A 23,381-nucleotide genomic window follows, 5' to 3' on the forward strand; every position below is an offset into this window, starting at 1 on the left:
GCGAAAAAAGATCGACAGGTTCCAGCGCTTCCGAACAGCCGAGCCTCGTACCGGCTGACCACATCGCGGTGCTCACGTGGTGGGAGAGAGTTCGGACTCCGTTTCGGGGGTCGGCGCGCTCGCGGATTCCGGCTCGTGGAAGCCGGGCAGGTAGCGGTTCACGTACGGGATCATGAGTTGGATCAGGGGGCCGATGCCGAAGGCGTAGACCAGGGTGCCGATGCCGACGCTGCCGCCGAGGAGCCAACCTACGGACAACACGGTCGCCTCCAAGCCTGTCCGCACCACCCAAACCGGGCGGGCGGTGCGGCGGACCAGGCCAGTCATCAGGCCATCACGGGGGCCCGGGCCCATGCCCGCGCCGATGTAGAGGACTGTTGCTATTGCGTTGAGGACTACCGCTGCGCCCATGGCCCCGATTCGGAGGGGTAGACCCGGTAGTTCGGGCAGTAGCCATAGGCCGACATCTACTGAGATGCCGATCACCACGACGTTGCTGACCGTGCCCAGACCTGGCCACTGCCGCAAAGGAATCCAGGCCAGCAGGACCGCGGCGCCAGTGATCGCCACGACCGTGCCGAAACTCAGCGGTACGTGATCGGCTACGCCCTGGTGGAAGACGTCCCACGGGTCCAGGCCGAGGGCGGCGCGGATCATGACGGCCATGGACAGGCCGTACAACCAGAGTCCGACGTAGAGGGCGAGGAGGCGGCGCAGCAGCATGCGTCGAGCATGATGGCAACTGGCATGCAATCGGTAGATCCAGTTGGGAATAGCTGGACTTCTATCTGGATATATGTTTTTCGTACAAGAAACCGCGCAACGCCGTAGTTACGACGCGCGGGACGCCGTTGACCGGGCCGAATACCGGCAGTACCTTGTGGTATCCGATGCGCTGGAGTTCTGATCGGCGCGAACAACGGGTCCGTGGTGTCTGGAGCGTCGGGTGATACGACGCGGGAGGCGTGATGCGGCGGGATGGCGCATGGGTCCGACATTGGTGGCGCGTCGGCCTGATCGGGGCGGTGACCCTACTGGCGGCGGCGATCGCCGTCCCGGGCACGCGAGCCGACATCCCGGTTCCCGACGATGACCCGTTCTATGCGATGCCGATCGACTTGGGCGAGTACGGAAATGGGGCGATCCTCGACTCCCGGCCGATCTCCGTCTTCGGTCTCCCGCTACCGATCGCGGGCTGGCAGGTGAAGTACCGCACCACCGACTCCGCCGGGGCGGCCGCCGCCGACGTCGCCACCGTCATGACGCCCCTCATCCCCTGGAACGGCCCCGGCGATCGGCCACTGCTGTCGTATCAGATCGCCGAGGACAGCCTCGGAACCCGTTGCGCCCCATCGTTCGCGCTCCGCGGCGCCCGCGACACCGCGATCACCAACACCGTGCTCGACGTGCCGTTCCTGATCGAGGCGCTCCGCCGCGGCTGGGCGGTGGTGGTGCCCGATTACGAGGGCGCGCAGTCCCGATTCTTCGACGGCGTGAACTCCGGCCGCGGCGTGCTCGACGGCGTCCGGGCCGCCAAAGCCTTTGCACCACTCGGCATCACCGACCGCAGCCCGCTCGGCGCCTGGGGCTATTCGGGCGGCGCCTTCGCCACCCTGTGGGCCATGCAGTTGCGGGCGAGCTACGCGCCCGAGGTCTGGTTCGCCGGAGTGACATCCGGCGGAGTTCCCGCCGATATCCCCGCCATCGCGCGCGGCGTGGACGGCGGCGTCCAAGCCGGACTCGGAGTCCTGATTCTGATTGCCATGACGCGCAACGATCCTCGACTGGCGGACGCGCTCGATAACAGCGGTCGCGCGCTGCTCGATCAGGAAGCCGCGGCCTGCGGCAGCGACCTCGTGGTCCACCACCTCTACGGGCACCTGGACGACTACTCGGCGGCGCCGGATCTGGTCGACAGCCGGGAGTTCCGCTCGGCGACCGACCATCAGGAGCTGGGCGGCTGGGCGCCCGACGTGCCGCTGTACCTGTACCACAGCAATTCCGACGACGTGATCCCGTCCGCCGGCTTCAGCGCTCTCGTCGACCGCTACTGCGCGCTGGGCGCGACCCTCACCGCGGTGCATTCCACGATCCCGGGCCACAATCCGGCCGCGATCGGAGAAGCCTTGGGGGCCATGAATTTTCTGTCCGACCGTTTCGCGGGCGAGCCGGTGGCCGCCGGGTGCACGGTGCGCTGACACCGCACACCCGGCGTTCGCACGACTAGGCGCCGGGGTTCGCCCACTTGGTGGTGCCGGGCGCCGCGGTCAGCGTGCCGATCAGATCCACACCCGCGAGGATCAGGGCCGGACCGCCCACTACCAGGCTGCCGATGATCGCGCCGACCGTCGCCGCGAGCGGCACGGTCGCGAAACCGAAAGCGCCACCGAGGAATCCGATGAGTCCGATGGCGCCGCCGACCGCCAGGCCGACGAAGCTGCCGATGGCGGTGGCGATGCCGAACTGGCTGCTGAAGTTCTGCATGGCGAGCTGGTTCTCGGTGAGCGAGGCCACCGGGTGCAGTACCGGGGTGGCCGCCGCGACGTCCTTGACCGCGGTCAGGCTCAGGGTGGCGCCGCCGTCACCGACCGTGGCGGGCATCGGGTAGCTCAGACCGTCCTGCGAGAAGGCCAGCGGCAGTTCGAGCACCGTCGAGCCGTTGGCGTCCTTGATGTCCACCGCCCCACCGGCCAGTTCGAAGGTGCCGTTGGTGAGCGTGGTGACGACTGTCTCGCCGACGAGCTGGGTCTGGTAGCCGATATCGGGCACCGTCGCGTCGGCGTGGGCCACACCGGCTCCGGCGATGGCGACAGCCGTGACAACAGGCGCGGCGACAGCGGTGATCTTGCGCAGCATCATGGGTCTTCCAATCTTGATCAGGTTTTTGTGGCAACACACGGCTCAGGTCCGAGAATTCCCCCTTGCACACAGCGCTGAGCCCGGCTGCCTTTCGGCAACGCGTTCTACCGGGAATCACGGTAGCGTGCGGGACCGACAAACCCCGATCATTTTCGGCTCGCGTCGTTCTATAAGACCAGTTCGACCGCTATGCCGAGAGCACACACCAGACAAACCACCAGCAGCGCCACCGCATCGGCGCGGCCCGGCGAGCTCGGCCGGGCGGTCAGTTCGCCGGTGCCGCCGCGGGTCGTGATGGCCTCGCCGAGTTCGCTCGCGCGGCGGCTGGAAACCGCCATGCTCGCGGTCAGGATGTCGACCAACGGGTTCTCCGACGCCCGGTGCAGCAGCGAATCCTTGGGCCGCAGCCGCCGCGCCGCGCGCAGCAATCGCATCTCCTCGAGCAGCAACGGCAGGCCGCGCAGCGTCAGGGCCACGACCACCGCCCACTCGTCCACCGGAACGGCGTGGCGAACACCGTTGCGAGTCCACCCGATTCGCTTCAGCGGCGCGCCGAGTTTGGCCAGGGCGGGCGCGACCTCACCCATCGGCGTGGTCCAGGCGACCAGGAACGACGCGCCCAGCAGCAGGAATCCGAACACGACCACCTGCGCGTACCGCAGCAGCGCCGACGCCCCGACGGGCGCGTTGATGGCCGCGCCGATCAGCACACCCGCCCACAGCAGCCACGGGAAACGGGGCAGCGTGCCCAACGGCAGCCGCGCCAGCAGGAACACCGCCACCAGGAATGCGGCGGCCACCCCGAGCAGCGGCCAGGAGGGAATGAACATGAGCAGCAGGCTGACCGCGAAGACGGCGATCATCTTGGTACCGGCCCACAGTCGATGCACGGGGCTGTCGACGGGGACCTCGCGGAGGATGACGCTGCTCATCGGAAACCTCCGGTGAAGTGGCGTGCCGGTGCGTAGTGCACTGCGGCGGAGGGATTTTCGACGAGTCGGCCGTCGCGCAGGTGGACGGTGCGGTCGCACACCGCGGTCATGTCGGCCACGTCGTGCGAGATGACGATCAAGGTCAGACCCGAATCACGCAGGCGGGCAAGCAATTCCACCACACCGGCGCGACCTTCAGGATCCAATCCGGCGAGTGGTTCGTCGAGCACCACCACCTGGGGATGACTGGCGACGATGGCCGCCAGCACCACCCGTTTGGCCTGACCGCCGCTGAGTTCCTCGATCGATCGGGTGGCCAGGGTTCGGTCCAGGCCCACCTGGTCCAGGGCGCGGGCCACCGCGTAACTGCCGCGGCCACCCCAATCCTCGATCTCGGTGCCCACGTCCTGGCGCTGCAGTTGCAGCCGGGAATGCTGGAAAGCGAGCTGCACGGCCCCGATTCGCTTGTGCACGGGGCGGGCCGTGCCCATGGGTTCGCGCAGCACACAGGTGCCTGAGGTGGGCATGGTCAGCCCGGCCATGATCCACGCGAGCGTCGACTTGCCGGACCCGTTGCCGCCCACGATGAGCAGGGCCTCGCCGCGCCGGACGCTCAGGTCGATGTCGTGCAGGGCGGGGGCTTCCCACGGGGTGCCGCGGTTGTAGGTGTGGCCGACACCGGTCAATTCGAGAACGGGTTCGCCCATGGGCCGGCGGCGCAGGTCGCGCACCGGGCGCGGCCAGGCGGGCAGGTGCGCGACCGAGCGGCCCTGCTCCAGGTGGATGACGCGGTCCGCGGCGGCCGCGTCCGCTTCGTGATGGGTCACCAGGACGACGGCCATCGGATGCCGGCGCGGCAGCCGGGCCAGCAGTGCGACCAGGTCGCGGCGGCCTTCCGGGTCGATCATGGAGGTGGCTTCGTCGGCGATGAGCAGGGTGGGCTGCCGGGCGAGGGCGGCGGCCACGGCGAGTCGCTGCTGCTGCCCACCGGACAGGGTCGCGGTCTCGCGTCCGCACATCCCGGTCAGGCCGACCTCGGCGAGTAGTCCGTCTATATCTACGGCCGCGGCGTCCGCGGTGGGCAGTCCCCACACCACGTCGTCGGCGACGAGCACGCCCAGGGTCTGGCTTTCGGGGCGTTGCAGGACCATGGCGGTGCCGCCGCGCACACCGAGACCCGCCGAGCCCGGCCTCGTGACCGTGCCGGAGGTCGGTGGGCGGCCCGCGAGAATCCTGGTGAGCGTGGACTTTCCGGATCCGTTGTGCCCGACCACCGCCACGAATTCACCGACGTCGACGGTCAGCTCGATGTGGTGCAGCGCGTCGGTCCGCGCACTCTGGTAGCGGAAGGTGACGTCGCGCAACGTGACCGGCAGCGGCGCGACCGGACGCGGGTCGGCGGGCGCGTCCAGCAGGCTGTCGCGCCCGGGCAGCCAGGCCAGTCGATCCAGCACCCGGCCGAGCACGAACCACGACACCAGTCCGCTGATCAGCATGGCCGCGACGATGCCGCCGCCCACGAACGCCCACCACCAGTGCAGCACGGTGTCGGTGTAGCCGGCGACGGCCCGGCCGACCGGTTCCAGCCAGGACTGTTTCGCCGCAAGGCTTTCGATGCCCTGTGCGGAGTTGCGGATGCTGTCGAACAGCAGGGCCCGGGACCGCGCGAAGACCAGCAGCATCCCGACCGTCGCGGTCGCCATCACGAACCCGGCCACCGTCGACAGCACCGCCACCGCGGGCAGCCCACCGCCCCGGCGCTTGACGGTCCCGATGATCCCGCCGATCACCGCGACACCGATCAGGTTCTCCGCGGGCAGCAGCCCCGCCGCCACGAACGTCACCAGCGTCCCCGCGATGGTGGTCGCCAATTGCGCGCGGAACCGGTGCCGATGCGCGAGCAGTCCCATCGGCACCGCCGCCACCAATTGCAGCGCGGCCGCGAACGGCAGCAGCGCCCCCACGGTCACCAGCCCCACGGTGGCTCCGCCCAGCACAGCCCCCGCCGCCAGCTCGATCGGCCGCAACGCTCCGGCAGGCAGCGTCACCCCATCACTTCTCCCGGCGCTCGCCACGCCGACCGGCTCAGCCAGGTCGCCGCGAATCTGGTAGGAATCGGTCACGCCTTCCAGTCTGCCGTGTCCGGGGGCCGACCCCCGCGACCTCTCGAGATCTCCACAGACTCCGGGCACGACACCCACAAGGTTGCGGTCAGTCGTCGGTCGACCTGCGGTCGATCAACTCGGCGAAGATGCGGGTGATGCGGTCGGTGAGGGCCTCCGGGGTGGTGCCCGATTGGGTGGCGCGGAGGGCGAATTTCCCGTCGACGGTGAGGGAGGCCATGCCGTGGGCGAGGGACCACCAGGCCAGGGTGGTGGTTTCGGTGTCGGTGGCGGGGAGGAAGCCGGAGTCGGCGGCCGCGGCGACGGCGGCGACGAGGACGGCGTAGGCGGCGTCGCCCGCGGCCTCGGTGTCGGGGTGTTTGTCGGGTTGGGAGAGTTCGGGGCGGAACATGATGCGGAAGTAGGCGGGGTGGTCGCGGGCGAAATCGACGTAGCCGTCGGCCATGGCGATGAGGGCGGTGCGTCCGGGTATGTCGCGGGCCATGTCATCCAGGAATTGCTCGGCCAGGGCTATCGGCTCCGCGGCACCGTGCGATCGGCCGCCCGCGCCGCCGACGTGGCCGCGCTGCTGCCGGGCGTCGAGCTGGTTGAGGCCGACCTCGGCGCGGACGCGGGCTGGGACGCGGCGGTCACCCGGAAATCGAACTGGCCGTGATCAATCCGGGCATGATCATCGGCCCCATCCTGCGCGCCGAGGCGGGCACCTCCGTCGACGGCATCCGCGCCTTGCTGGCCGGCGGAATGCCCGGCGTTCCTCGCCTGAACTTCGCGACCGTCGACGTCCGCGACCTGGCCGTCGCGCACCGCCTCGCGATGGAAACCCCCGGCGCCGTGAACAATCGCTACATCTGCGCGGGCGCGGCCATCTCCTTCCCCGAACTGGCCCAGATCCTGGCGCAGCGCTACCGGGTCCCCACCCGCGCCCTGCCCGACAGCCTCGTCCGCTTCGCCCTCGTCCCCGCTCCCCAACCCGCCTGACCCTGTTCTCACCGATTCGGACGGGGCGTATGCGGTGAATGTGCCAAAGGGTTGCTGGCTAGCGGCGAATCTGGGTGAAGGTGTAGTCGGGGAGGTGGAGGTCGCGGGTGCGGCGGCGGTAGCTGCGGGTGGTGCCGGGCCAGTTGTTGGTGATGCGGCCGGAGGGGGTGCGGTACCAGCTGGTGCAGAAGTTCCAGGGGGTGCGGGCCAGGCGGTGTTGGAGGGCGTCGTTGTAGGAGTGTTCGGGGTCGGGGCGGACTTCCAGGTAGGTGCGGGGGTGTTCGCCGAGCAGTTGCAGGGCGCGGCGGATGTAGTGGGTCTGGGATTCGATCATGTAGATGATGGAGCCGACGCCGAGGTTGGTGTTGGGGCCGTAGACCAGGAACAGGTTGGGGAATTCGGGGACGGTGATGCCGAGGTAGGCGTGCGCGCCGCCGTCCCAGGCGTCGTCGAGGTTGCGGGCGCCGCGGCCGCGAATCTTCATGGGCCACAGGAATTCCGTGCCCTTGAAGCCGGTGCCGTAGATGATCACGTCGGCCTCGTGCAGCACGCCGTCGGCGGTGCGGATGCCCTCGGGGAGGATCTCGCTGATCGAGGTGGTCTCCAGGGTGACATTGGGTTCGCACAGGGCGGGGTAGTAGTCGTTGGAGAACAGTCCGCGTTTGCACCCGATCGGATAGTCGGGGGTGAGTTTGGCGCGCAGCACCGGGTCGCTGACCTGCTCCTCGAGGTGGTGTTCCGCGATCCGCGACACCCCGCGCACGATGCCGGGGAACTCCACCAGACCCAAGGCCACGAACTCGGCGAGCAGCCACCACGTAAGCCGTTCGGCCACCGGCATTCCCGGAATCGAGACCAGCACGCGCTGATGCACCGGCTTGTAGTCGGTGTCGAACTTGGGCAGCACCCAGGCCGCGGTCCGCTGGAACACCGTCAGGTGCGCGGCCTTCGGTTGAATCTCGGGAATGTATTGGATGGCGCTGGCCCCGGTCCCGATGCAGGCCACCCGTTTGCCGGCCAATTCCACCTGGTGGTCCCATTGCGCGGAGTGGAAGGACTCCCCGCCGAACCGTTCGATGCCGGGTATCGGTGGCAGGGCCGGCCGGGACAGCTGCCCGACCGCCGAGATGAGCACGTCGGCGGTCCGTGCGACCCCGTCGGCGGTGCGGACGGTCCACTGCCCGGTCGTCTCGTCGAATTCCGCCTCGGTGACCTCGGCCCCGAACACGATGTGCTCGCGCAGCCCGTGGCGATCGGCGACTCCGTGCATGTACTCCCAGATGTCCTCGCGCGTCGAATATCGCTGCCGCCACCTCGGTTTGGGTTCGTGGGCGAAGGAGTACAGCGGCGACGGTACGTCGCAGGCCGCGCCGGGGTAGGTGTTCTCCCGCCACACCCCGCCCAGGTCAGCGGCCTTCTCCAGGATGGTGAATTCGCGGAAGCCGTTGCGCTGCAACTCGATCGCCATGCCGAGTCCGCCGAAACCCGCGCCGATGATGATGATCTTCGGCATTGTGGTGCTCCTCACACATCGAAGCCTCTTCTCAGGGTAGGAGTGGGCGCCGAATTTAGTGGGCGACTGGATCGAGAATTTCGGCCATAATCAGGTCATGGGCACGGTGCAGGAGGCGGGAATCCGCGACTGGGACTTCCCGCGCGGCGTGGCGAGCGTCGCGCTCATGGTCGGATTCGCGCGCGAGCACGGGGTGCCGCCCGCCCGCATGCTGCAGGGCAGCGGCCTCAACGAGCGGCAACTGGCCAACCCGGACGAGCAGATCGACGCCCGCACCGAGCTGGCGGTGATCCGCAATCTGGTGCGTGAGCTGGGCGCGCGCCCGAATCTGGGGCTGGAGGTGGGCCGGCGGTACCGGATCACCACCTTCGGCATCTTCGGTTTCGCCTGCGTCAGCAGTCCCACCCTGGGCGAGGCCATCGCCTTCGCGCTGCGCTACCTGGAATTGAGTTTCACCTTCTGCATCCCGGCGGCCCGCTTCCGCCCGGGCGAGTTCGTGGCCCGCATCCACGACGAAGGGGTGCCCGCCGACGTCCGCCGCTTCCTGGTGGAACGCGACGTCACCGCCATGCACCAGATGATGTCGGACCTCACCGGCCACCGGATCCACCTGCTGCGCGCCGACTTCGACTTCCCGGCCCCCGCCGACCTCGGCCTGTACGCCGAGATCTACGGCGTGACACCGAATTTCGAGTCCGACCACAACCTGTTCAGCCTGGATCCGATGGTCCTGGATCAACCCCTGCCGCAGGCCAACGAGCACACCTGGGCCATGTGCCTGGCGCAGTGCCGGGATCTGGTGTCGCGTCGCCGCGCCCGCACCGGCATCGCCGCCGAGGTGCGGGAGCGGCTGGTGCCGCGCGGCGGCCTGGACGGTTTCGCGGTGCCGCCCGGAATCGATTCGGTGGCAAGGGATCTGAACATGAGCACCCGCACCCTGCGCCGCCACCTGGATGCGGCGGGCACCAGCTACCGGCAATTGCTGGACGAGGTGCGGCGCGCGCTGGCGGAGGAGATGCTGACCGCCACCCCGTTGTCGGTGAGCGATGTGGCGATCCGCCTCGGCTACGCGGAGGCGTCCACCTTCATCCACGCCTTCAAACGCTGGACCGGCACCACGCCGTCGGCGTACCGGCGCGGCGCGGTCAGTCTGCTGGTTCGCTGAGCCAGCCGCCCATGGCGATGGGCCGGAACATGGACAGCAGCCGGCCGTCCACGATGGAGTGGAAGATCAGCGACGGGTCGGGCGCGAAGTCGATGGGCACGTGTCCCGGTGCGGCCGTTTCCCATTCGCAGCCGATGGTGGAGGAGACGCTGGGCGCCACGATCAGCGGTTTGCCCGCGAACTGGGTCATCAGTCCGGCGTGCACGTGGCCGGTGAGGACGGCCGCGATGCGGTCGTCGCCCGCCACGATCTCGGCGAGCCGTTCCGGGTTGGTGAGGCGAATCGGGTCCACGACGGTGGACTGCACCGGCACCGGCGGATGGTGCATGGCGATCAGCACCACTTCGTCGGCTGGGGCGGCGGCGAGCAGGTCGGTGAGGAACTCGTAGGTCTCGTCTTCGAGCAGTCCTTCCGGCTTGCCGGGGATGCTCGAGTCGAGCAGGGCCAGGGTGACGCCGTTGACGCTGTACGACTGGTTGATCGGGGCGGTGCCCTCGCTGCCGGGGAACAGCACGCTGCGCATGTTGGCGCGGTCGTCGTGATTGCCGGGCAGGATCAGTACGGGCAGGTCGGCGGTCAGGGCGGCGCGGGCCTGCTGGTACTCCTCGACGTCGCCTTCGTCGGCGATGTCGCCGGTGACGATGATGACGTCGGGTCGTTGCGGCAGCTCGGCGAGGAAGGCCATCACCCGTTCGGCGCGTTCGACATTGCGTGCGCCCATATTGAAGTGGGTGTCGCTGAGCTGAGCAAGCAGAACCATCGGCGTTCGCTTTCTGTCATGGGTCGCAACATCGCGCCCGGCCGTGCCGCCGCACCGCGGTCACCCCATTCAGGCTAATTGACCTGGCCGGATATGGCCTCGGTGAGACCCGCCACCCAATATAGCGAACGCGAATCAGTGACCGGGCGATGTGGTGCGGGCCATGAGTTCGCTTGCGCTGCTCAACAGTTGCCGCGGGTCCTCGGTGACCACGCCGTCGCCGGCCTGCCAGAAGTCGGCGCCCGGCTCGGCTTCCAGCTCCAGGCGGCTTCCCGGCCGCCACGACGCGTCCAAGGAAAGCCGCCAGGAGTGCAGGTGGGTGCGGGCGAACGCGCCGGACTTGTCGAACAGCGGGTCGCCGACGATGGGGTGGCCGATCCAGGCCAGGTGCACGCGAATCTGATGCCGCCGCCCGGTGATCGGCCGCAGTGCCAGCACGGTGCTGGAGTCGGTGCGGGCCAGCGTGGTGAACTCGGTGACCGACGGATAATTCTTGCCCGCCAGCACATCCTGCTCGGACACCAGCCAGGTGTCGCCGTCGCGGCGAATGCTCTCGCGGGGCGCGGCGATCCGCACCCGGTTCTTGCGGCCCACGCTCAGCGGCAGATCGATGACGCCGCGGTCGGGCAGGCCGGTGGAGGCGGTGACGGCGAGGTACGCCTTCTCCACCGTCCGCTTGTTGAACTGGCGGGTGAGTTCCCCGTGCGCGGGCAACTGTTTGGCGAGCAGCACCAGGCCCGAGGTGACCTTGTCGATGCGATGCACCGGGTACAGCGTCTCGCCCTGCGCGGCCGCCATTTCCACGATGTCGGTGTCGTGGCGTTCGCCGGTCACCGAGATCCCGGCGGGCTTGTTCAGGGCGAGGATCGCCTCGTCCTCGAGGATCAGGCACTCTTCGCGCAGTTCGGGCCACGACATCACCCGTCCAGGGTAATGAGGTGTCAGGCGACCGCTTGTTCGAGCTCGGCCAGACCGTGCTCCAGGTGGTCGATCATGCGATCCAGGTCGGGCACGGTGCGGCGGCAGCCGACCAGTCCGAAGTCGAGGTTGTCGCCGTTGGTGGTGAGGGTGATGTTCATGGCCTGCGATTCGAAGGGAATCGACAGCGGATAGTTGGCGTCCAGGCGCGCGCCCTGCATGTAGACCGGTTTCCGCGGGCCGGGCACGTTGGAGATCACCAGGTTGAACGGCATCCGCGGCAGCGCTTCGAAGCCGGGGAGCAGCGACACCCCGAGCGGGGTCATCAGCGCCGCCGACAGCAGCATGGCCTCCAGCTTCGGCAGTTGCGTGAACACCTGCTTGGCGTCGCGCATGGAGGTGCTGATCGCGGCCAGCCGGTCGACGGGGTCGGCGAGGTGGGTGCCGAGGTTCGCCAGGCAGGCCGCGACCAGATTGCCTTCGGAGGTATCGGCCTCGGCGGCGCTGCGGATGTTGACCGGCACCATGGCGATCAGCGGCTCGTCGGGCAGCGCGTCGCGTTCGAGCAGGTAGGCGCGCAGTGCGGCGGAGCTCATGGCCAGCACCACGTCGTTGACGGTGGCCCCGGTGGCCATCCGGACCGCGTTGATCCGTTCCAGCGGCCAGGACCGCACCGCGATCCGGCGGGCCCCGCCGATGGAGGTGTTGAGCAGGGTGCGCGGCGCGGTCATGGGCAGGGTGAGCCGCCCGTCGAGGGCGCCCCGCAACGGCGCGGCGATCGAGCCGCCGGCCCGCAGCAGCCGCGGCACCGCGTGCCGGGCCTGCGCCCAAGGGCTTTCGGATTCGGCGCTGTCGTCGCGCGGCACCGGCGGCGTGCCCCACGGGACGTTGAGCCGGCTGTCGAGCTGATCGTCGGTGAGGGTGCGCTGCAGCAGCCGCATGGCGGAGACGCCGTCGATGAGGGCGTGGTGCATCTTCATGTAGATCGCGAAGCGGCCGTCGGACAGGCCCTCGATGAGCCGGGCTTCCCAGAGCGGCCGGTGCCGATCCAGCAGGATGCCGTGCAGGCGTTCGGTGAGATCCAGCAGATCGTCCATGCCGCCGGGCCCGGGTAGCGCGGATCGCCGCAGGTGGTAGCCGAGATCCACGGTGTCGGCGTGGGACCAGGTGAGGCTGGAGAAGCCGCCGAGCCGCCGGCTGGGTTTGCGGCGGAAGCGGGTGCGCACCTCGGTCCGTGCGGACATCGCCTCGAACAGGTCGTGGGTGTATTCGGGCCCCGCGTCGGCGGGCGGCTCGAACAGTTGCAGGCCGCCCACGTGCATGGGGTGTTCACGAGATTCGATGGCCAGGAAGATGGCGTCGATCGGGTTGAGAAGGTCCATGGGGGTCGCCTAAGCCGGATGGGCAGAACTGCCTCGAGCGGTAACGGTGCGGCGACGCTGCCCCCCGCTGCGTTAACTGTGAATCAGGCTATCACTGTAAAGGATTCGGTTCCTGTTTAAGGCCCTGGCAAACGTCCGGCGTCGCTTTCCGGGCGCGTCGCGAAGGTCATCGCGATGCCGGTGCGCAGCGACCACGGAAAGGCTGTGCCGCAAGGTTCACCGTCGTCGAGCCGGCGCCTGCGCGCGGTGTGGGGTCGCCGGCTTCATGATCGTATTCCGTTGCCCGGCAACGGCTATGGAGATCGATTTCCACTCGGGCACGATCTGAAACGGTTGCCTCCCGGACTCGCCGAATCGGGCGGATATCACTCGCGCTCCCCGGCCGAACGGTAGCTTGATAATTGCTATGGCGGATTACGGGCATGAGCTCAGGTTCGGGATCTTCGTGCCGCCCGAGGCGGCGCGCGGGCGTGCCCTGCTGCGCCTGGTCCGGCAGGCCGACGACTCCGGGCTGGAAGTGCTGGCCGTCCAAGATCATCCGTATCAACCCGCCTTCCTCGACACCTGGACCCTGCTGTCCTACCTGGCCGGCATCACCCGCACCCTGACCCTGATGCCCGCCGTCGCCAACCTGCCGCTGCGCCCGCCCGCGGTCCTGGCGCGCAGCGCCGCCAGCCTCGACCTGCTCAGCGGCGGCCGCGTCGAACTGGGCCTGGGCGCGGGCGCGTTCTGGGACGCCATCGAGGCCATGGGCGGCGAGCGCCGCACCCCCGGGCAGGCCCTGGCCGCGGTGCGCGAGGCCATCGGCGTGCTGCGCGCGCTCTGGGGTGAGGCCGACCGCTCCCGCCTGCCCGGTGACTTCTATCCGCTGCGCGGCGCGAAACCCGGCCCGCTCCCGGCGCATCCGATCGGCATCTGGCTGGGTGTCTACGGTCCCCGCGCGCTCCGCTTGACCGGCGAACTCGCCGACGGCTGGCTCGGCAGCTACGCCTACGCGCCGCCGCCGACCCTGCCCGCCCGCATGACCGCCATCGACGAGGCCGCCCGCGCCGCCGGCCGCGTCCCCGCCCTCATCCGCCGCGCCTATGTCATCGACCCGACGATGTCGCCGGATCAGATCACGGAAGTGGCCCTGACCCAGGGCATCAGCGAATTCCTGCTCCCGGTGAATCCGGAAGCCGAGCGCGCCACCCACCATTTCGCCGCCGACACCGCGCCCGCGGTCCGTGCGGCGGTCGCCGCGGCCCGTTCGGGCCGTCCGCGGCTCTAGCGATTCCGGGGGTCAGGCCGCGAAGAAGCGGTTGTGCATGATCTGGCGGATGGGGGAGAGCAGCCCGTCGAATGCCACGCGGTCGGATTTCACGGTGTGCAGGCTGGCGTCGCCGCGTTTGGGGTCCTCGCAGATGACCCGTAGTCGTTTGCCGCCGTGGTACACCGAGCCCAGGGTGAGGGTGACCGTCCCGTCGGCGCCGACGACACCCCACGGCCCGCTCACGTCGTGGCCCGCGATCTGGCACTTGTTGTTCGGCTTCTCGCCGGTGACGTTGGCGGTCACCTCGGTGCGGCCCTGGATGACGGCCCGGGGTTCGCCATTGGCGGTGGTGGCGGCCCCCACGGCGAGCAGGGTGCCGAGGCTGCCGACCACGGCGACGGTGAGAACGCGGTTGCGCAGCGATCGAGACATAACACTGATATTGGACCGCGCCACATGAGCTTTTGATGATGTAGCGGCGTGAATCGCTGGTGAACAACATGCCAAACCTGTGTGGACGGCCGCCGTGAGGTCCACGGTTGCCCTGCAGTATCTTGCATTTCGATCGCTATCCGTGCCGACCGGAGTGTTTTCGGCGAAGATCTAATTGCTGTCGGTACGCTGTGCGCCGTTCTATGTGCCCCGATTGGTAGAGCTGGACGGAACCCTCCCGAGGAGGATGTGGTGACTGCGGTATCTCCAAAGCCCGAACAGGACCTCGAGCCGGTCCGGCCCTACCCACCCCGGAGACGCTCCAAAGGGGCGTTCATCCATCAATTGCTCACGACGACCGACCCCAAGATGCTCGGTCAGATGTACCTGTTCACCTCGATCTCGTTCTTCCTGATCGGCGGCCTGATGGCGCTGCTGATGCGCGGTGAGCTGGCCCGCCCGGGCCTGCAGTTCCTCTCCACCGAACAGTTCAACCAGCTGTTCACCATGCACGGCACCATCATGCTGCTGTTCTACGCGACCGCCGTGGTGTTCGCGTTCGCCAATATCATTGTGCCGCTGCAGATCGGCGCGCCCGACGTCGCCTTCCCGCGACTGAACGCGCTGAGCTACTGGCTGTACCTGTTCGGCGCGAGCATGGCGACCGCGGGTTTCGTCACCCCCGGCGGCGCGGCCGACTTCGGCTGGACCGCCTACACCCCGCTCTCGGACATCGTGCACGCTCCGGGCGTGGGCGGTGACCTGTGGATCCTGGGTGTCGCCGTCTCCGGTCTGGGCACCATCCTCGGCGGCGTCAACTTCATCACCACCATCGTGTGCCTGCGCTGCCCCGGCATGACCATGTTCCGGATGCCGATCTTCACCTGGAACATCCTGATCACCAGTCTGCTGGTCCTGCTGGCCTTCCCGATCCTGACCTCGGCCGCGCTGGCCCTGTTCTACGACCGGCACCTGCACGGGCACATCTACGACCCGGCCAGTGGCGGCAGTCTGTTGTGGCAGCACCTGTTCTGGTACTTCGGCCACCCGGAGGTCTACATCATCGCGCTGCCGTTCTTCGGCATCGTGTCGGAGATCTATCCGGTCTTCAGTCGTAAGCCGATCTTCGGCTACACCACGCTGGTGTACGCGACGATCGCGATCGCGGCGCTCTCGATCGCGGTGTGGGCGCACCACATGTACGCGACCGGCGCGGTGCTGCTGCCGTACTTCTCGTTCATGACCTTCCTCATCGCGGTCCCGACCGGGGTGAAGTTCTTCAACTGGATCGGCACCATGTGGCGCGGTCAGCTCACCTTCGAGACACCGATGCTGTGGTCGCTCGGCTTCATCGTGACGTTCCTCTTCGGTGGTCTCTCCGGCGTGATCCTCGCGAGCCCGCCGCTGGACTTCCACGTGTCGGACTCGTATTTCGTTGTGGCGCACTTCCATTACGTGCTGTTCGGCACCATCGCCTTCGCCACCTTCGCGGGCATCTACTTCTGGTTCCCGAAGATGACCGGGCGCATGCTCGACGAGCGGCTGGGCAAGTGGCATTTCTGGACCACGTTCATCGGTTTCCACACCACGTTCCTGGTGCAGCACTGGCTCGGAAACCAGGGCATGCCGCGCCGGTACGCGGATTACCTGCCGAGCGACGGATTCACCACGCTCAACACCATTTCCACCATCGGTTCGTTCATCCTGGGCGGGTCGATGCTGCCGTTCGTGTGGAACGTCTTCAAGTCCTACCGCTACGGCGAGGTCGTGACCGTCGACGACCCGTGGGGCTACGGCAACTCCCTGGAGTGGGCGACCTCCTGCCCGCCGCCGCGGCACAACTTCTACGAGCTGCCCCGAATCCGTTCGGAGCGACCGGCTTTCGAGCTGCACTACCCGCACATGGTGGACCGCATGCGGGCGGAGGCGCACGTGGGCTGGGGCTCGGGAGCCCACGCGGTGCATGCGACCGAGAAGGCCTCCACCTAGTTCGATCCGCTTCCCGAACGCGGCGGTCGTCTCCGGACGGCCGCCGCGTTTTCGCTTGTGCGGGGCGGGAATCCGGGGTCGGTCAGGGTCGGGGCCAGGGCCGGCCGTCGAGGCGCTCGATATCGGTGTTGAAGCGTTCGAGGTAGTTCGCGAAGGTGGCCACATCGTCGGCGGACCAGTTCACCATGACGCGGTCGAGGCCTTCGGTATTGGCGAGGTGCTCGTCCTTCATGGCTTGTTCGCCGGCTTCGGTGATGCGGAACTTGCGGGCGATGCCGCCGACGGGGTCGGGGATCCGGTCGACGAGTCCGGTGCGCAGCAGGGCGGCGGTCTGGCGATTGAGGGTGGAGGCGTCGAGTCCGAAGGCCTCGGTGAGCTGGCCGATGGACATGGGTCCTTCGGCGCTGAGTCGGCTGAGCAGCACGTAGGCGCTGCGGTCGAGGCGGGTGCCGTCGCGGCGGTAGCGGGCGGCGATGGTGTAACGGCCGAGCAGCATGGTTTCGAATTCCACGCGGGCCGTGGGCTTTTCGGGCGTCTCCGCGGGCTGGTCCATGCCGTCCTCTCGATGTCTGCTGCGCGATCTGTCTATCACAAGTGAGCTGCGTCACAGTATCTATGTGCATTATGCACAGAGTATGTATCGTACACATGCGTTGACCCGACGACCCAGGAGAAGCGCGTGTCCTCCCATCACGAAGACCGGCCCGGAGCGGGCGGCATCGTGCCCGTCCTGGCCCTGGCCGGCACCATCGCCGCCATCATGCAGACCCTGGTGGTCCCGCTGCTCGGCCGGCTGCCGGAACTCCTGCACACCTCCGGGTCCAACGCCTCCTGGGTGGTGACCGCGACCCTGCTCGCCGGTTCGGTCACCACGCCGGTCGCCGGCCGGCTCGGCGACCTCTACGGCAAACGGCTCATGCTGCTGGTCTCCACCGTGCCGCTGATCGCTGGCTCGCTGCTGTGCGCCCTCGCCGACTCGGTCGCCCCCATGATCATCGGCCGCGGCCTGCAAGGCATGGGCATGGGTATTCTGCCCCTTGGCATTTCGGCGCTGCGTGACCTCGTCCCGGCCGAACGGCTGGGTTCGGCCATCGCCCTGGTGAGCGCCTCCATGGGCATCGGCGGCGCGCTCGGACTGCCGATCGCCGCGGCCGTCGCGCAGCACACGGACTGGCACGTGCTGTTCTGGGCGGCCACCGGGCTCAGCGTGCTCATCGCCGTCCTGCTCTACCTGGTCATCCCCGCGGTGCCGGTGCGCGCCTCGGGTCGCTTCGACGGCGTCGGGGCCCTGGGCTTGGGTTCGGGTCTGATCTGCCTGCTGCTGGCGGTATCCAAGGGAGCGACCTGGGGCTGGGGGAGCGGCGCCATCGTGGGACTGTTCGCCGGGGCCGTGGTGATCCTGGCGCTGTGGGGCTGGTGGGAACTGCGGACCACGGATCCCATGGTCGACCTGCGCGTCACCGCGCGCCCGAAAGTGCTGCTCACCAACGCCTCCTCGCTGGTGCTGGGCTTCGGCATGTACGCGTCCTCGCTGATCGTGCCGCAGCTGCTGCAGCTGCCGAAGGCCACCGGCTACGGGCTCGGGCAGTCCATGCTGGCGATGGGCCTGCTGATGGCGCCCGGCGGCCTGATGATGATGCTGGTCTCGCCGCTGGGCGCGAAACTGTCGGCGCTGCGCGGGCCCAAGGTGACGCTGGTCGCGGGCGGGCTGGTGCTGGCGGCCGGGTACGGGCTCTCGACGCTGCTGATGGGATCGGTGGCCGGGCTGGTGCTGGCCTACTGCGTGTGCAGCATCGGGGTGGCGCTGGCCTACGGCGCCATGCCGGCGCTGATCATGGGCGCGGTGCCGCTGTCGGAGACCGCCGCGGCCAACGGGTTCAACACGGTGATGCGTTCCATCGGCACGTCGTTCGCGGCGGCGGTGGTCGGCGCGGTGCTGTCCCAGATGACGGTCAGCTTGGGCGGGCATCAGCTGCCGAGTGAAAGTGGTTTCCGCACCGGGCTTTTCATCGGCTGTGCGATGGCTTTGGCGTCGGCTGCGATCGCGTCGTTCATCCCGACGGGTGATTCCGGTACCGGCTCGAAGCCGGCGGGTGAGCCCACGGAGGCTGTCGCGGCCTGAGCGCGGGGCGGTGGTCGCGGATTGATCGAGTGTCCATATAACGCCTGATCATCCGTCCATTTGCGGCACGAATGGAATAGCAGCTGACTTGCTGCTTCGGTGCTGTACTGTCCGCAGTCGGAGCGCGAAACCGCCGCGCTCCGGCGCAATCCGCAGGTCTCGACTTCGGGAGGGACAATGCTCGCCGATTCTCCGGATGTTTGCGACACCGCACCGGCATTCGCCGGCCGCACCGCCGAATCCGCCGACTCGCCCTACGACTGGCAGCGGCAGCTGCGCCGGTGGAACGACACCAGCACGGCCGTCCCGCTGACCCTGCCCCGGCTGCTCACCCGGGCCGCGTCCTACGCTCCGGAAGCCCCGGCCGTGGTGTGCGGGAGTCTCACCCTCACCTATCGCGAGCTGGTCGCGCACTCGAACCGATTGGCGCGCAAGCTGATCAGGGCGGGCATCGGCCCGGAGGATGTGGTGGCGGTGGCGCTGCCGCGCTCGCCGGAGTGGGTGGTGGCGGTGTGCGCGGTCGCCCACGCGGGGGCCGCGTTCCTCTCGGTCGACCCCGACGCGCCGATCGCCCGGATTGCCCCGATCCTCGCCGATTCCGGTGCGGTCGCCGGGATTACGGCCGACTACCGGCGGGACGTGCTGCCCGCCTTGGCGACCGGGCCGTGGCTGCACCTCGATCGGATCACCCCCTTGGACGCCGAGGACGGCGACACGCTCGAGGTGCTCGACGCGCGGGCCCGGGAGTTGCTCGCCGAGGGCGCGGCCCGGCCCTTGCGTCGCAGCAGCGGTGAGAGCGCGCCCGGCCCGGCCGGGGTCTGGTCGGAGCCCATCGCCGACCGGATCACCGATGCCGAGCGGGTGCGGCCACTGCACCTGCAGCATCCGGCCTACATCGTCTACCCGCTCGAATCGAGCGGCGTCGTGCGGGGCGCGACCCTCACTCACGCCGGGCTCGCCAATCTGGTGGTGACCCAGGCGCAACGCTGCGACTCCGATCCCGACGCCCGGGTGCTGGCCGCGGCCACGCCGGGACGCGACACGGCGGTGTGGGAGCTGTTGCTGGCCTTGGCTTCCGGGGCGACCCTGGTGCTGGCGCCGGCCGGTCCCTACGCGGGCGCGGACCTGTACGAACTCATGCTGGACGCGGAGATCACCCATGCCGTGCTCACTCCGTACATCCTGGCCACCCTGCCCGGCGCCGAACCGCTGCCGCGACTGCGGCTGCTGGCCACCACGGGGACGGCCTGCCCGGCCAAGCTGACCGGAATCTGGTCGGCCGGACGGTCGTTCGTGAGCGGCTACGGCTGGGCGGAGACCGGCCTGCACGCCACCATGAGCCGCCCGCACCACCCGGTCGCGCCGCACGTGGCGGTCTCCATCGGCGGCCCGGTCGTCGGCACCCGCTGCTACGTCCTCGACGAGAAACTGAACCCGCTCCCGCCCGGCGTGGTCGGCGAAATCTATATCGCCGGTGCGGGTTTGGCTCGCGGCTATCACCGCCGCCCCGCCACCACCGGCCTGCGCCTGGTCGCCGATCCCTTCAGTGAGCACGGCGACCGCATGTTCCGCACCGGCGAACTCGGCTGCTGGCGCGGCGACGGCGAACTCGACCACCACGGCCGCGTCGGCACCCTCCCCATCGGCCGCCTCGTCGGCTACGGCGACGCCACCATCCTCAACAACTCCACCGCCGCCCGGCACTGAGCGCGGTCGTTCGGGTTCAAGCCTGCTGGGTGGGCAGGATGACGGCCTGGCGCAGGTTGACGTGGGCGGGCCGGCTGGTGGTGTAGGCGATCAGGTCGGCGATGTCGTCGGCGCGCAGGGATTCGATGAAGCCGAACATGCCCTCGAGCTGGCCGCTGATCTCCGGATTGTCGATGTGGCTGCCCAATTCGGTGTCGGTGAGGCCCGGTTCGATATTGGTGACGCGGACCTTGCGGGCGCCCAGTTCGGTGCGCAGGGTCGCCGAGAGCTGAGTGATGGCGGCCTGGGTGGCCGCGTAGACCGCGTAGCTGGGGAAGGGCACGTGCGCGCCGATGGAGGAGATGTTGACCAGGTCGGCGGGGCGACCCGCGTCGGCGGCGGCCAGCAGGCCGGGCAGGAAGGCGCGGATGACGCGCAGGCGTCCGGCCACATTGGTATCCAGCATGCGGGTCCATTCGTCCTCGCGGCCCTCGGTGATCGGGTTGGGCAGCATGACGCCCGCCGAGTTCACCACCAGGTCGACGGTCCCGAAGGCCGCGTGCACGGCCTCGGCCGCCGCGGTCACGCTCGCTGAATCGGTGACGTCCACCGCGACCGCGAGCGCGGTCCCGCCCTCGGCCGCGATCTTGGCGGCCAGTGTCTCCAGCCGGTCCGCGCGCCGCGCCAGCAGTGCGACGCGGGCGCCGTTGCGGGCCAGCAGCAGTGCGGTGGCCTCGCCCATGCCGCTGGCGGCTCCGGCGATCACGGCGGTCCGTCCGGCCAGGTTCTCGTAGCTCATTTCGAATGCTCCTTCGCTTCTGCGTGTGCATTCATCCTGCGAGCGCGCGCCGGGTTCGACGAGGGTTGCGGTTTTCCTGGGTCTACCGGTACCAGGATGGGTTCGTACGCTGGATCCCATGCAGAACGATCTGGGCGATTTCCTGCGCTCGCGCCGCTCCCGCATCCAGCCCGCGGATGCCGGACTCCGCGAATACGGCCGCCGCCGGGTGCCGGGCCTGCGCCGCGAGGAGGTGGCGCAACTCGCCGGGGTCAGCGTCGATTACTACATCCGCCTGGAACAGGGCCGCGGCAAACATGTCTCGGACGCCGTCCTCGACGCGGTCGCCCGCGCGCTGCGGCTGACCGAGCCGGAACGGCTGCACCTGTACGCGCTGGCGCGGCCCGGCGGCACCGTGGACGCCCACCCCACCACGGCGTCGGGCGTGTACAGCGACACCGTGCACCCGGGCGTGCGCCTGGTGCTCGACGCCCTCACCGCGCCCGCCTTCGTGCTGGGCAGGCGCATGGACGTGCTGGCCTGGAATGCCCTGGGCGACTTGGTTTCCGGCTTCTCTCGAGTCCCGACTGCAGAGCGCAATCAGGCCCGCTACCTGTTCCTCGAACCCGTCGCGCCGGTCTATTACCCGGAGTGGGAGACCGTGGCCGGGGAGACCGTCGCGTTCCTGCGCCGCGACGCGGGCCTGCACCCGGACGACCCGAAGCTGGCCGCCCTGGTCGAGGAGCTCTCGGCCCGCAGCCCGGACTTCGCGCGGCTGTGGGCCTCGCATCCGGTCAAGGAGAAGACGCGCGGGGCCAAGCTGATTCAGCATCCGGAGGCGGGCCGGCTCGAGCTCGGATACGAGACCCTGGCGCTGCCCGCCGATCCCGATCAGCTGCTGGTCGTCTACACCGCCGAGCCGGCGTCGGCGACCGCGGCCGCGCTGGCCCGGCTGGCGTCCCGGCGCTCGGTCGGTGTCTGACCGCACGCGGCCGGGCCGGGCGCGGGCCGGATCTCAGTTCGAGGCAGCGGTTTTCCGGTGCACCGGCCCGTGCGCGTCCTGGCAGTGCGGGATGTGCTCGTGGTCGGTGTCGGGGCATTCGGCGTGGTCGGTGTAGTCGACCTGCAGCACCGTGTGGTCGATGTGGTGCTTCTCGGCCAGCATGGTCGCGACCGCCGCGCGCACAGCCTGACTGTCCGCGTCCTCGGCGACCAGGATGTGCGCCGACAGCGACGGCGTGCCGGAGGTGATCTCCCAGATGTGCAGGTCGTGCACTTCGATGACGGAGTCGACGGCGGCCATCTCGCTGCCGATCTCGACCGGGTCGAGGTAGGCGGGGGCGGCCTCGAGGAAGATCCGGCCCGAGGCCCGGACCAGGCTCACGCCCGCCTTCACCATGAGCACCACCACGATCAGGGTGGCGATGCCGTCGGCGCGGGTGAAGCCGGTGAGCATGATGATCAGACCGGCGATCGCGGTGGCGATGAACGCGAACAGGTCGTTGAGGATGTGCTGGTAGGCGCCTTCGACATTGAGGCTGGTCCGGTTGGCGCGGCTGATCATCCAACTGGCCAGCACGTTCACCGCGATGCCGACCAGCGCGGTGACGAGCACCAGGCCACCGGTCACGTCGGGCGGGTCGATGAGGCGGCGGATGGCCTCGTAGGTGAGCCAGGCGGCCAAGCCCAGCAGGGTCAGGCCGTTGGCCTGGGCGGAGAGGATTTCGGCGCGCTTCCAGCCGTAGGTCATGCGGCCCGCGGCGGGCCGGGCGGCCAGGCGGATCGCCCACAGCGCCAGCACGATCGAGGCGGCGTCGGTGAGCATGTGCGCGGCGTCGGAGAGCAGCGCCAGCGACTGGGCGAGCAGGCCGACCACGACCTCGCCGAGCAGGAACACGACGATGACGGCGAGCGCGCCGGCCAGCCAGCGTTTGTCGCTGTCGGCGGTCGCGCCGTGCGAATGCCCGGCGTGGTCGTGTCCGTGTGAATGCCCGTGGTCGCTCATAACCCTCCTCCGTTGCTGCTCGAACAAGACCATATGCATGAATCGCTATGTATGCAATGTTTGTGACGCGTTCGATCCCCGGGGATTGCCTGAAATGTGCTCCGACCTGGTCATGAGAGGTCGCGGAAAGTCATGAGGAACCCCGCGAAGGCGATCACGACCGCTCCGCCTCCCCGCGCTTCGCGATGAAACCCAGCGCCCGCAGCCACAGCCAAGGCCAGTCCCGGACCCACAGTCCGGTGAGCATGACCCCGACCAGCATCAACGCCCCATAGAGGGGGGTCCGCTGCGGATGGCGACCCATGACTCCTGCATACGCCTTTTCCCTGGATCGGGCATGCGTGGCACGCCGGATCCCTAAAATCGGCAGGGTGGACGCAATCCTGACAACCATCGGTGTGGTCGCGGTCGTGGGTCTCTCGGGGGCAGCCTATGCGGCGTTCCTACTGCTACGAGGGCGTAAATAGTTCGGTGGCAACGGCTTTCG

23 protein-coding genes are annotated in these 23,381 nt (G+C 69.0%); 9 read left to right on the forward strand and 14 right to left on the reverse strand.

Going from position 1 to position 23,381, the window contains the following annotated elements; all coding sequences use genetic code 11:
• Window positions 1-72: 72 nt before the first annotated feature.
• Complete coding sequence (gene yczE / locus ACYVKL_RS08980; protein WP_379168254.1) at window positions 73-723, reverse strand: membrane protein YczE; 651 nt, start codon at window positions 721-723, stop codon at window positions 73-75.
• A gap of 302 nt (window positions 724-1,025) precedes the next feature.
• Between yczE and ACYVKL_RS08985 the strand changes: the two genes are divergently transcribed.
• Window positions 1,026-2,198: a lipase family protein gene (locus ACYVKL_RS08985; RefSeq protein ID WP_379168256.1), complete on the forward strand. Its 1,173-nt coding sequence runs from the start codon at window positions 1,026-1,028 to the stop codon at window positions 2,196-2,198.
• Between the two features lie 25 nt (window positions 2,199-2,223).
• On the opposite strand, the gene ACYVKL_RS08990 is transcribed toward ACYVKL_RS08985, so the two are convergent.
• The 4 genes from ACYVKL_RS08990 to ACYVKL_RS09005 form a co-directional block, all read right to left on the reverse strand.
• Window positions 2,224-2,859, reverse strand: a complete 636-nt coding sequence (locus ACYVKL_RS08990; RefSeq protein WP_379168258.1) for a DUF8020 domain-containing protein — start codon at window positions 2,857-2,859, stop codon at window positions 2,224-2,226.
• Window positions 2,860-3,026: 167 nt separating this feature from the next.
• Window positions 3,027-3,791, reverse strand: a complete 765-nt coding sequence (locus ACYVKL_RS08995; RefSeq protein WP_379168260.1) for an energy-coupling factor transporter transmembrane component T family protein — start codon at window positions 3,789-3,791, stop codon at window positions 3,027-3,029.
• The gene (locus ACYVKL_RS09000) at window positions 3,788-5,866 is read right to left on the reverse strand and encodes an ABC transporter ATP-binding protein (protein WP_379168887.1); all 2,079 of its coding nucleotides are present in this window, start codon (window positions 5,864-5,866) and stop codon (window positions 3,788-3,790) included. Before ACYVKL_RS09000 ends, ACYVKL_RS08995 begins: the two co-directional genes overlap by 4 nt.
• 136 nt (window positions 5,867-6,002) lie before the next feature.
• Window positions 6,003-6,398 (reverse strand): TetR-like C-terminal domain-containing protein, encoded by a 396-nt coding sequence (locus tag ACYVKL_RS09005; RefSeq protein WP_379168262.1) that lies wholly within the window; start codon window positions 6,396-6,398, stop codon window positions 6,003-6,005.
• 12 nt (window positions 6,399-6,410) lie between these two features.
• Here ACYVKL_RS09005 and ACYVKL_RS09010 point away from each other — a divergent pair, with 12 nt between their 5' ends.
• Complete coding sequence (locus ACYVKL_RS09010; protein WP_379168264.1) at window positions 6,411-6,569, forward strand: hypothetical protein; 159 nt, start codon at window positions 6,411-6,413, stop codon at window positions 6,567-6,569.
• A gap of 11 nt (window positions 6,570-6,580) precedes the next feature.
• Window positions 6,581-6,892, forward strand: coding sequence for a Rossmann-fold NAD(P)-binding domain-containing protein (locus tag ACYVKL_RS09015; protein ID WP_379168266.1), 312 nt, complete (start codon window positions 6,581-6,583; stop codon window positions 6,890-6,892).
• Window positions 6,893-6,950: 58 nt separating this feature from the next.
• On the opposite strand, the gene ACYVKL_RS09020 is transcribed toward ACYVKL_RS09015, so the two are convergent.
• Window positions 6,951-8,405 (reverse strand): flavin-containing monooxygenase, encoded by a 1,455-nt coding sequence (locus ACYVKL_RS09020; RefSeq protein ID WP_379168268.1) that lies wholly within the window; start codon window positions 8,403-8,405, stop codon window positions 6,951-6,953.
• A gap of 97 nt (window positions 8,406-8,502) precedes the next feature.
• Between ACYVKL_RS09020 and ACYVKL_RS09025 the strand changes: the two genes are divergently transcribed.
• Window positions 8,503-9,570 (forward strand): AraC family transcriptional regulator, encoded by a 1,068-nt coding sequence (locus ACYVKL_RS09025; RefSeq protein WP_379168269.1) that lies wholly within the window; start codon window positions 8,503-8,505, stop codon window positions 9,568-9,570.
• On the opposite strand, the gene ACYVKL_RS09030 is transcribed toward ACYVKL_RS09025, so the two are convergent.
• The 3 genes from ACYVKL_RS09030 to ACYVKL_RS09040 all read right to left on the reverse strand — a co-directional run bounded on the left by ACYVKL_RS09030 (window position 9,551) and on the right by ACYVKL_RS09040 (window position 12,630).
• Complete coding sequence (locus ACYVKL_RS09030) at window positions 9,551-10,330, reverse strand: metallophosphoesterase (protein WP_379168271.1); 780 nt, start codon at window positions 10,328-10,330, stop codon at window positions 9,551-9,553. The two genes, ACYVKL_RS09025 and ACYVKL_RS09030, sit on opposite strands and share 20 nt — an antisense overlap.
• Before the next feature lie 135 nt (window positions 10,331-10,465).
• Window positions 10,466-11,248, reverse strand: a complete 783-nt coding sequence (locus ACYVKL_RS09035; RefSeq protein WP_379168889.1) for an RluA family pseudouridine synthase — start codon at window positions 11,246-11,248, stop codon at window positions 10,466-10,468.
• Window positions 11,249-11,271: 23 nt separating this feature from the next.
• A complete protein-coding gene (locus ACYVKL_RS09040; protein ID WP_379168273.1) occupies window positions 11,272-12,630 on the reverse strand; it encodes a WS/DGAT/MGAT family O-acyltransferase in 1,359 nt (452 codons plus the stop codon).
• Between the two features lie 406 nt (window positions 12,631-13,036).
• Between ACYVKL_RS09040 and ACYVKL_RS09045 the strand changes: the two genes are divergently transcribed.
• A complete protein-coding gene (locus tag ACYVKL_RS09045; protein WP_379168274.1) occupies window positions 13,037-13,900 on the forward strand; it encodes an LLM class flavin-dependent oxidoreductase in 864 nt (287 codons plus the stop codon).
• Window positions 13,901-13,912: 12 nt separating this feature from the next.
• Here the strand turns inward: ACYVKL_RS09045 and ACYVKL_RS09050 are convergent, their stop codons facing one another.
• On the reverse strand, window positions 13,913-14,314 hold the full coding sequence (locus tag ACYVKL_RS09050; protein WP_379168276.1) for a hypothetical protein: 402 nt from the start codon (window positions 14,312-14,314) through the stop codon (window positions 13,913-13,915).
• Window positions 14,315-14,566: 252 nt separating this feature from the next.
• Here ACYVKL_RS09050 and ctaD point away from each other — a divergent pair, with 252 nt between their 5' ends.
• Window positions 14,567-16,303: an aa3-type cytochrome oxidase subunit I gene (gene ctaD, locus ACYVKL_RS09055; RefSeq protein WP_379168278.1), complete on the forward strand. Its 1,737-nt coding sequence runs from the start codon at window positions 14,567-14,569 to the stop codon at window positions 16,301-16,303.
• Between the two features lie 82 nt (window positions 16,304-16,385).
• Here the strand turns inward: ctaD and ACYVKL_RS09060 are convergent, their stop codons facing one another.
• Window positions 16,386-16,856, reverse strand: a complete 471-nt coding sequence (locus ACYVKL_RS09060) for a MarR family winged helix-turn-helix transcriptional regulator (RefSeq protein WP_379168280.1) — start codon at window positions 16,854-16,856, stop codon at window positions 16,386-16,388.
• A 126-nt stretch (window positions 16,857-16,982) separates the two neighbouring features.
• Here ACYVKL_RS09060 and ACYVKL_RS09065 point away from each other — a divergent pair, with 126 nt between their 5' ends.
• Both ACYVKL_RS09065 and ACYVKL_RS09070 read left to right on the forward strand, forming a co-directional pair.
• Window positions 16,983-18,425: an MFS transporter gene (locus tag ACYVKL_RS09065; protein WP_379168283.1), complete on the forward strand. Its 1,443-nt coding sequence runs from the start codon at window positions 16,983-16,985 to the stop codon at window positions 18,423-18,425.
• A gap of 177 nt (window positions 18,426-18,602) precedes the next feature.
• Window positions 18,603-20,132: an AMP-binding protein gene (locus ACYVKL_RS09070; RefSeq protein WP_379168285.1), complete on the forward strand. Its 1,530-nt coding sequence runs from the start codon at window positions 18,603-18,605 to the stop codon at window positions 20,130-20,132.
• Between the two features lie 16 nt (window positions 20,133-20,148).
• Here the strand turns inward: ACYVKL_RS09070 and ACYVKL_RS09075 are convergent, their stop codons facing one another.
• Window positions 20,149-20,910 carry an SDR family oxidoreductase gene (locus ACYVKL_RS09075; RefSeq protein ID WP_213558136.1) on the reverse strand — a complete coding sequence of 254 codons (762 nt, stop codon included), beginning with the start codon at window positions 20,908-20,910 and terminating at the stop codon, window positions 20,149-20,151.
• A 118-nt stretch (window positions 20,911-21,028) separates the two neighbouring features.
• Here ACYVKL_RS09075 and ACYVKL_RS09080 point away from each other — a divergent pair, with 118 nt between their 5' ends.
• Window positions 21,029-21,871 carry a helix-turn-helix transcriptional regulator gene (locus ACYVKL_RS09080; protein ID WP_379168287.1) on the forward strand — a complete coding sequence of 281 codons (843 nt, stop codon included), beginning with the start codon at window positions 21,029-21,031 and terminating at the stop codon, window positions 21,869-21,871.
• A gap of 33 nt (window positions 21,872-21,904) precedes the next feature.
• On the opposite strand, the gene ACYVKL_RS09085 is transcribed toward ACYVKL_RS09080, so the two are convergent.
• Both ACYVKL_RS09085 and ACYVKL_RS09090 read right to left on the reverse strand, forming a co-directional pair.
• Complete coding sequence (locus ACYVKL_RS09085; protein ID WP_379168289.1) at window positions 21,905-22,894, reverse strand: cation diffusion facilitator family transporter; 990 nt, start codon at window positions 22,892-22,894, stop codon at window positions 21,905-21,907.
• A gap of 154 nt (window positions 22,895-23,048) precedes the next feature.
• Window positions 23,049-23,198, reverse strand: coding sequence for a hypothetical protein (locus ACYVKL_RS09090; protein ID WP_213558133.1), 150 nt, complete (start codon window positions 23,196-23,198; stop codon window positions 23,049-23,051).
• Window positions 23,199-23,381 lie beyond the last annotated feature (183 nt).

The sequence above is a fragment of the Nocardia tengchongensis genome (assembly GCF_054781395.1).